The organism is Serratia sp. NA_13 (assembly GCF_052691735.1).
The window spans coordinates 195,009-202,200 of the sequence record NZ_JBQZFV010000007.1; the positions used below are offsets into that span (position 1 = coordinate 195,009).

The 7,192-nt window shown below is 58.3% G+C and carries 8 protein-coding genes; all 8 read left to right on the forward strand.

All coding sequences use genetic code 11. The features are described from left to right. Positions 1–10 precede the first annotated feature (10 nt). From hisG to hisIE, 8 genes are read left to right on the forward strand one after another with little or no spacing between them, the layout of a single operon-like run. A complete protein-coding gene (hisG, locus tag ACUTSU_RS12720; RefSeq protein ID WP_445650108.1) occupies positions 11–910 on the forward strand; it encodes an ATP phosphoribosyltransferase in 900 nt (299 codons plus the stop codon). A 4-nt stretch (positions 911–914) separates the two neighbouring features. After that, positions 915–2,222 carry a histidinol dehydrogenase gene (gene hisD / locus ACUTSU_RS12725; RefSeq protein ID WP_445654253.1) on the forward strand — a complete coding sequence of 436 codons (1,308 nt, stop codon included), beginning with the start codon at positions 915–917 and terminating at the stop codon, positions 2,220–2,222. Continuing rightward, entirely contained in the window at positions 2,219–3,307 is a 1,089-nt protein-coding gene (hisC, locus tag ACUTSU_RS12730; RefSeq protein ID WP_445654254.1) for a histidinol-phosphate transaminase, read from the forward strand. The genes hisD and hisC overlap by 4 nt, the downstream gene beginning before the upstream one ends. Further along, on the forward strand, positions 3,304–4,371 hold the full coding sequence (gene hisB, locus ACUTSU_RS12735; RefSeq protein WP_445650105.1) for a bifunctional histidinol-phosphatase/imidazoleglycerol-phosphate dehydratase HisB: 1,068 nt from the start codon (positions 3,304–3,306) through the stop codon (positions 4,369–4,371). Before hisC ends, hisB begins: the two co-directional genes overlap by 4 nt. After that, a complete protein-coding gene (hisH, locus tag ACUTSU_RS12740; RefSeq protein WP_174352906.1) occupies positions 4,371–4,961 on the forward strand; it encodes an imidazole glycerol phosphate synthase subunit HisH in 591 nt (196 codons plus the stop codon). Before hisB ends, hisH begins: the two co-directional genes overlap by 1 nt. A 5-nt stretch (positions 4,962–4,966) precedes the next feature. Beyond that, positions 4,967–5,704 carry a 1-(5-phosphoribosyl)-5-[(5-phosphoribosylamino)methylideneamino]imidazole-4-carboxamide isomerase gene (gene hisA, locus ACUTSU_RS12745; RefSeq protein ID WP_445650104.1) on the forward strand — a complete coding sequence of 246 codons (738 nt, stop codon included), beginning with the start codon at positions 4,967–4,969 and terminating at the stop codon, positions 5,702–5,704. Beyond that, a complete protein-coding gene (hisF, locus tag ACUTSU_RS12750) occupies positions 5,686–6,462 on the forward strand; it encodes an imidazole glycerol phosphate synthase subunit HisF (RefSeq protein WP_445650103.1) in 777 nt (258 codons plus the stop codon). Before hisA ends, hisF begins: the two co-directional genes overlap by 19 nt. Then, positions 6,456–7,070 (forward strand): bifunctional phosphoribosyl-AMP cyclohydrolase/phosphoribosyl-ATP diphosphatase HisIE, encoded by a 615-nt coding sequence (hisIE, locus tag ACUTSU_RS12755; RefSeq protein ID WP_445650102.1) that lies wholly within the window; start codon positions 6,456–6,458, stop codon positions 7,068–7,070. The genes hisF and hisIE overlap by 7 nt, the downstream gene beginning before the upstream one ends. Positions 7,071–7,192 lie beyond the last annotated feature (122 nt).

Genomic DNA, 7,192 nt, shown 5'->3' on the forward strand with positions numbered 1-7,192 from the left:
AGAGGTTACCATGCTGGATAAAACACGTTTACGGATAGCCATGCAGAAATCGGGCCGCCTGAGTGATGAGTCTCAGGAATTGCTGGCGCGCTGCGGTATCAAAATCAACCTGCAGCAACAACGCCTGATCGCCTTCGCGGAGAATATGCCGATCGATATCCTGCGCGTCCGTGATGACGACATCCCAGGCCTGGTGATGGATGGCGTGGTCGACCTGGGTATTATCGGTGAGAACGTGCTGGAAGAAGAGCTGCTCACCCGCCGCGCTCAGGGCGAAGACCCGCGTTACTTCACCCTGCGTCGCCTGGATTTCGGCGGTTGCCGCCTGTCGCTGGCAACCTCGCTCGACAGTGAATACACCGGTCCGCAAAGCCTGCAAGACGCCCGTATCGCCACCTCTTATCCACACCTGCTCAAGCAATATCTCGACAAACAGGGTGTACGCTTCAAATCCTGTTTGCTGAACGGTTCGGTTGAAGTCGCCCCACGTGCCGGTTTGGCCGACGCCATCTGCGACCTGGTCTCCACCGGTGCCACGCTGGAAGCCAACGGGCTGCGCGAAGTTGAAGTGATTTACCGCTCGAAAGCCTGCCTGATCCAGCGCGACGGCGAAATGCCGGAAGCCAAGCAGCAATTAATCGATCGTCTGATGACCCGTATTCAGGGCGTGATCCAGGCGCGTGAATCCAAATACATCATGCTGCACGCGCCAAGTGAACGCCTGGACGAAATCATCGCGCTGCTACCGGGTGCCGAACGCCCGACCATTCTGCCATTGGCCGGGGCACAGAACCGCGTAGCCATGCACATGGTCAGTAGCGAAACCCTGTTCTGGGAAACCATGGAAAAACTGAAAGCGCTCGGTGCCAGCTCGATTCTGGTATTGCCTATTGAGAAGATGATGGAGTAACCCCATGTCGAACTTCAATACTCTGGTCAACTGGGCAGACTGCAGCACCGAACAGCGCACGGCACTGCTGATGCGTCCGGCGATCTCCGCTTCGGACAGCATCACCCGCACGGTGAGCGAAATCCTCGACAACGTGAAGGCCAATGGCGATCGGGCGCTGCGTGATTACAGCGCCAAATTTGATAAAACCGAGGTTAACGCACTTCGCGTCACTGCAGAGCAAATAGCGGCTGCCAGCGCCCGCCTGGGTGATGAGCTCAAACAGGCGATGGCCGTAGCGGTCGGTAATGTGGAGACTTTCCACAATGCGCAGCAACTGCCGCCGGTCGATGTGGAAACCCAGCCGGGGGTACGTTGCCAGCAGGTAACCCGTCCAATAGACTCGGTCGGCCTGTATATTCCCGGCGGCTCCGCGCCGCTGTTTTCTACCGTATTGATGTTGGCGACACCGGCACGTATCGCCGGCTGCCGTCGCGTAGTGCTGTGTTCACCGCCGCCGATTGCCGATGAGATACTGTATGCCGCGCAACTGTGCGGAGTGGAAGAGGTGTTTCAGGTCGGCGGGGCACAGGCGATCGCCGCTATGGCATTCGGCACCGATTCCGTGCCGCGTGTAGCGAAAATCTTCGGGCCGGGCAATGCCTTTGTCACCGAAGCCAAACGCCAGGTCAGCCAACGACTGGACGGTGCCGCTATCGATATGCCAGCCGGCCCTTCCGAAGTGCTGGTGATCGCCGACGCCGGTGCCACTCCGGCCTTCGTCGCCTCGGATCTGCTGTCGCAGGCAGAGCACGGCCCGGACTCGCAGGTGATTTTGTTGACGCCGGACGCCTCTATGGCGCAGGCAGTGGCCGAGGCGGTAGAGCAACAATTGGCACAATTGCCGCGTGCCGAGACTGCGCGTCAGGCGCTGGCCAGTAGCCGACTGATTGTCACCAAAGATTTGGCCGAATGCGTGACCATCAGCAACCAGTATGGCCCGGAACACCTGATCATTCAGACCCGTGACGCCCGCGCTCTGGTCGACAGCATTACCAGCGCCGGTTCGGTGTTCCTTGGTGACTGGTCACCGGAGTCTGCCGGTGACTATGCGTCCGGCACCAACCACGTGCTGCCGACCTATGGTTACACCGCCACCTGCTCCAGTTTGGGGCTGGCGGACTTCCAAAAACGCATGACGGTGCAGGAATTGACGCCGCAGGGCTTTATGAACCTGGCCGCCACCATTGAAACCCTGGCCGCCGCCGAGCAGTTGATTGCCCACAAAAACGCCGTGACCCTGCGCGTTGCCGCCCTGAAGGAGCAAGCATGAGCATTGAAAATCTGGCCCGTGCCAACGTTCGCGATCTGACCCCTTATCAGTCGGCACGCCGCCTGGGTGGCAACGGCGACGTGTGGCTGAACGCCAACGAATACCCGATTGCCCCCGAGTTCCAACTGACCGCTCAAACCTTTAACCGTTACCCGGAGTGCCAACCGGCATTGGTGATCGAACGCTACGCCGAGTACGCCGGGGTTAAAAAGGAGCAGGTGCTGGTCAGCCGTGGGGCTGACGAAGGGATCGAACTGCTGATCCGCGCATTCTGCGAGCCGGGAAAAGACGCCATCCTGTTCTGTCCGCCGACCTACGGCATGTATGCCGTCAGCGCCGAAACCTTTGACGTGGAGCGTCGTACCGTGGCGGCCAAACAGGACTGGCAGCTGGATTTGCCGGCTATCGCCGACAGCCTGGACAACGTGAAACTGATTTACGTCTGCAGCCCCAACAACCCGACAGGTAACCTGATCGATGCCAACGATCTGCGCAGCCTGCTGGAAATGGCCAAGGGCAAGGCGATCGTTGCGGTCGACGAGGCCTATATCGAATTCTGCCCACAGGCAAGCGTCGCTGGCTGGCTAAATGACTACCCGCACCTGGCTATCTTGCGCACCCTGTCCAAGGCCTTTGCACTGGCTGGGCTGCGCTGCGGTTTTACCCTCGGCAATGAAGATTTAATCGCTCTGCTGCTGAAGGTGATCGCCCCTTATCCGCTCTCCACTCCGGTCGCCGATATCGCCGCCCAGGCGCTCAGCACCGAGGGGATCCGCATCATGCGCCAACGGGTTACCGAGATTGCAGCCAACCGTCGTTGGTTGCAGCAGGCGCTGGAAAACTGTGCCTGTGTTGAACAGGTTTTCACCAGCGACAGCAATTACCTGCTGGCACGATTCACTGCTTCCAGTAATGTGTTTAAAACCTTGTGGGATCAAGGCATCATCTTAAGAGACCAAAATAAACAACCGGGGTTATCCGGCTGCCTGCGCATCACCATAGGCACCCGTGAAGAATGCCAGCGCGTGGTTGATGCGCTGTCTGCCCTGCCCGGTGCAACCAAGACTCGCCAGGAGCCAATGTGAGCCAGAAATTCCTCTTTATTGATCGTGACGGCACGCTGATTGCTGAACCACCAGAAGATTTCCAGGTCGATCGTCTGGACAAGCTGGCGCTGGAGCCGGACGTGATCCCTTGCCTGCTGGAGCTGCAGCAGGCGGGTTATCAACTGGTGATGATCACCAACCAGGATGGCCTCGGCACCGCCAGTTTCCCACAGGAAACCTTCGATCCGCCGCATAACCTGATGATGCAGATCCTCAGCTCACAGGGCGTTCACTTTGAAGATGTCCTGATCTGCCCACACCTGCCGGCGGACAACTGCGACTGCCGCAAGCCGAAGACCGCGCTGGTGAAAGGCTATCTGGAGCCGGGCGTGATGGATACCGCCCACAGCTATGTGATCGGCGATCGTCCGACCGATGTGCAACTAGCGGATAACATGGGTATTAAGGGGTTGCGCTATCAGCGCGACACCCTGGGCTGGAAAGAAATTACGCGCCAACTGACCCAGCGCGATCGCCATGCGCAGGTTAACCGCGTGACCAAAGAAACGCAGATCGACGTTAACGTTTGGCTGGATCGCGAAGGCGGCAGCAAGATCAAAACCGGTGTCGGTTTCTTCGACCACATGCTGGATCAGATCGCTACCCACGGCGGCTTCCGCATGGACATCGACGTGAAAGGCGATCTGTATATCGACGATCACCACACGGTGGAAGACACTGGCCTGGCACTGGGCGAAGCGCTGAACAAGGCACTCGGCGACAAACGCGGCATCGCGCGCTTCGGCTTTGTACTGCCGATGGACGAGTGCCTGGCACGCTGCGCGCTGGATATCTCCGGCCGTCCACACCTGGAATATAAAGCGGAATTTAACTATCAGCGCGTTGGCGATCTGAGCACCGAAATGGTCGAGCACTTCTTCCGTTCGCTATCCTACACCATGGGCTGCACGCTGCATCTGAAAACCAAAGGCAAAAACGACCATCACCGCGTCGAAAGCCTGTTCAAAGTGTTTGGTCGCACGCTGCGCCAGGCGATCCGCGTTGAGGGCAACACCCTCCCGAGTTCGAAAGGAGTGCTGTGATGGACGTGGTGATTCTGGACACCGGCTGCGCCAACCTGGCCTCCGTCACCTACGCGGTGCAGCGTTTGGGCTACCGCCCGGAAGTGAGCCGTGACCCGGAGACGGTCCTGCGCGCCGACAAGCTGTTCCTGCCAGGCGTGGGTACCGCGCAGGCGGCGATGGATCAACTGGAACAGCGCGAGCTGATTGAGTTGATCAAGGCCTGCACCCAGCCGGTGCTGGGGATTTGCCTCGGCATGCAGTTGCTGGCAAAAAGCAGCGAAGAGAACGGTGGCATCGACACGCTGGGCATTATCGATACCCCGGTAACCCAGATGACCGACTTTGGCCTGCCGCTGCCGCACATGGGCTGGAATCAGGTCTCTGCCCAGGCGGGCCATCACCTGTTCCGTGGCATCGAAGAGGGTGCCTACTTCTACTTCGTTCATAGCTATGCGATGCCGATATGCCCAAGTACCATCGCCCAGGCGAATTACGGCGAGCCCTTCACCGCCGCCGTACAAAAAGACAACTTCTTCGGCGTGCAGTTTCATCCAGAGCGATCTGGCGCGGCCGGTGCGCAACTGTTGAAAAACTTTCTGGAGATGTAGGCAGCATGATTATTCCGGCTTTGGATTTGATCGACGGCAACGTGGTGCGTCTGCATCAGGGCGATTACGGCCAGCAGCGCGACTACGGTAACGATCCACTGTTACGCCTGCAGGACTATCAACAACAGGGCGCGCAGGTACTGCATCTGGTCGACCTGACCGGTGCGAAAGACCCGACCGCGCGCCAAATCCCCCTGCTGCGCAAGCTGCTGGCGGGCGTTAACGTACCGGTACAGGTTGGTGGCGGCATTCGCAACGAGCGGGACGTCGCTGCCCTGCTGGAGGCCGGCGCAACCCGCGTGGTAATCGGCTCCACCGCAGTAAAACAACCGCAATTGGTACAGGGCTGGTTTGAACGTTACGGCGCCGATGCCATGGTACTGGCGCTGGACGTGCGCATTGACGCAGACGGCACCAAACGCGTGGCGATCAGCGGCTGGCAGGAAAACTCGGACGCCACACTGGAACAGGTGGTTGAGCAGTTCTTACCCTATGGCCTCAGGCACGTGCTGTGCACCGATATTTCCCGTGACGGGACATTGGCCGGTTCCAACGTGGCGCTGTATCAGGAAATCAGCCAACGATATCCGCAGATCGCCTTCCAGGCCTCTGGCGGTATCGGCAATCTGGATGATATCGCCCAACTGCGCGGCAGTGGCGTTGAAGGTGTGATTGTGGGGCGCGCCCTGTTGGAAGGTAAGTTTAGCGTTAAGGAGGCGATCGCATGCTGGCAAAACGGATAATCCCGTGCCTGGATGTTAAAGACGGGCAGGTAGTGAAAGGCGTGCAGTTCCGCAATCATGAAATTATCGGCGACATCGTGCCGCTGGCGCAGCGCTATGCGCAGGAAGGCGCGGACGAACTGGTGTTCTACGATATCACCGCGTCAAGCGACGGCCGGGTGGTAGATAAAAGCTGGGTATCACGCGTGGCAGAAGTGATCGACATCCCCTTCTGCGTCGCCGGTGGGATTAAAAGCCCGGAAGACGCCAGCCAGATCCTGTCTTTCGGCGCCGACAAGATTTCCATCAACTCTCCAGCGCTGGCCGACCCGACGCTGATTAGCCGCCTGGCAGATCGCTTTGGCGTGCAGTGCATTGTGGTCGGTATTGATACCTGGTTCGAAGCCGACACCGGCAAGTACCACGTTAATCAGTACACCGGGGACGAAAACCGCACCCGCGTCACTGAGTGGGAAACCCTGGATTGGGTGAAAGAAGTGCAAAAACGCGGTGCCGGCGAGATTGTGCTGAATATGATGAATCAGGACGGCGTGCGTAACGGTTACGATTTGGAACAGCTGCGGCTGATTCGCGAAGTGTGCAAAGTGCCATTGATCGCCTCCGGCGGCGCAGGCACCATGGAACACTTCCTGGCAGCCTTCCGCGATGCCGATGTCGATGGCGCACTGGCCGCTTCGGTGTTCCACAAACAAATCATTAATATCGGTGACCTGAAAAGGTTCTTGTCCGAACAAGGTGTGGAGATCCGCCTGTGTTAACAGAACAACAAAGAAACCAGCTCGACTGGGAAAAAACTGACCACCTGCTGCCGGTAATCGTGCAGCATGCCGTATCCGGCGAAGTGCTGATGCTCGGCTATATGAATCAGGAAGCGCTGACCGTGACCGAACAGAGCGGCAAGGTCACCTTTTTCTCACGCACCAAACAGCGCCTGTGGACCAAGGGCGAAAGCTCCGGCCACTTCCTCAACGTAGTCAGCATCACCCCGGACTGCGACAACGACACGCTGTTGATTTTGGTCAATCCGATCGGCCCTACCTGCCACCTGGGTAACACCAGTTGTTTCCATCCGGCCAGCAGCGATTGGGGTTTTCTGTATCAGTTGGAACAACTGCTGGCAGAACGTAAAAACGCCAGCCCCGACAGCTCTTACACCGCTAGCCTGTATGCCAGCGGCACCAAGCGCATCGCACAGAAAGTCGGGGAAGAAGGCGTGGAGACCGCACTGGCCGCTACGGTGAACGATCGTGAAGAGCTGACCAACGAAGCTTCTGATCTGATTTATCACCTGCTGGTGCTGTTGCAGGATCAGGATTTGGACTTGAGCAAAGTGATTGGCCGGTTGCGTGAGCGGCATCAGAGATAATCCTGTTTTTCAGGCAATAAAAAAGCCGCCGGGCGTTAACCTCGGCGGCTTTTTTTATGCGTCTGACCCGTCCTGAATAGCGTTGACACATTTTACTCACACACTGAGGAAAATGTGATGAA

Coding starts and splice junctions, on each gene's coding strand:
- hisG (WP_445650108.1), top strand. CDS start 11: ATGCTGGATAAAACACGTTTACGGATAGCCATGCAGAAATCGGGCCGC.
- hisD (WP_445654253.1), top strand. CDS start 915: ATGTCGAACTTCAATACTCTGGTCAACTGGGCAGACTGCAGCACCGAA.
- hisC (WP_445654254.1), top strand. CDS start 2,219: ATGAGCATTGAAAATCTGGCCCGTGCCAACGTTCGCGATCTGACCCCT.
- hisH (WP_174352906.1), top strand. CDS start 4,371: ATGGACGTGGTGATTCTGGACACCGGCTGCGCCAACCTGGCCTCCGTC.
- hisA (WP_445650104.1), top strand. CDS start 4,967: ATGATTATTCCGGCTTTGGATTTGATCGACGGCAACGTGGTGCGTCTG.
- hisF (WP_445650103.1), top strand. CDS start 5,686: ATGCTGGCAAAACGGATAATCCCGTGCCTGGATGTTAAAGACGGGCAG.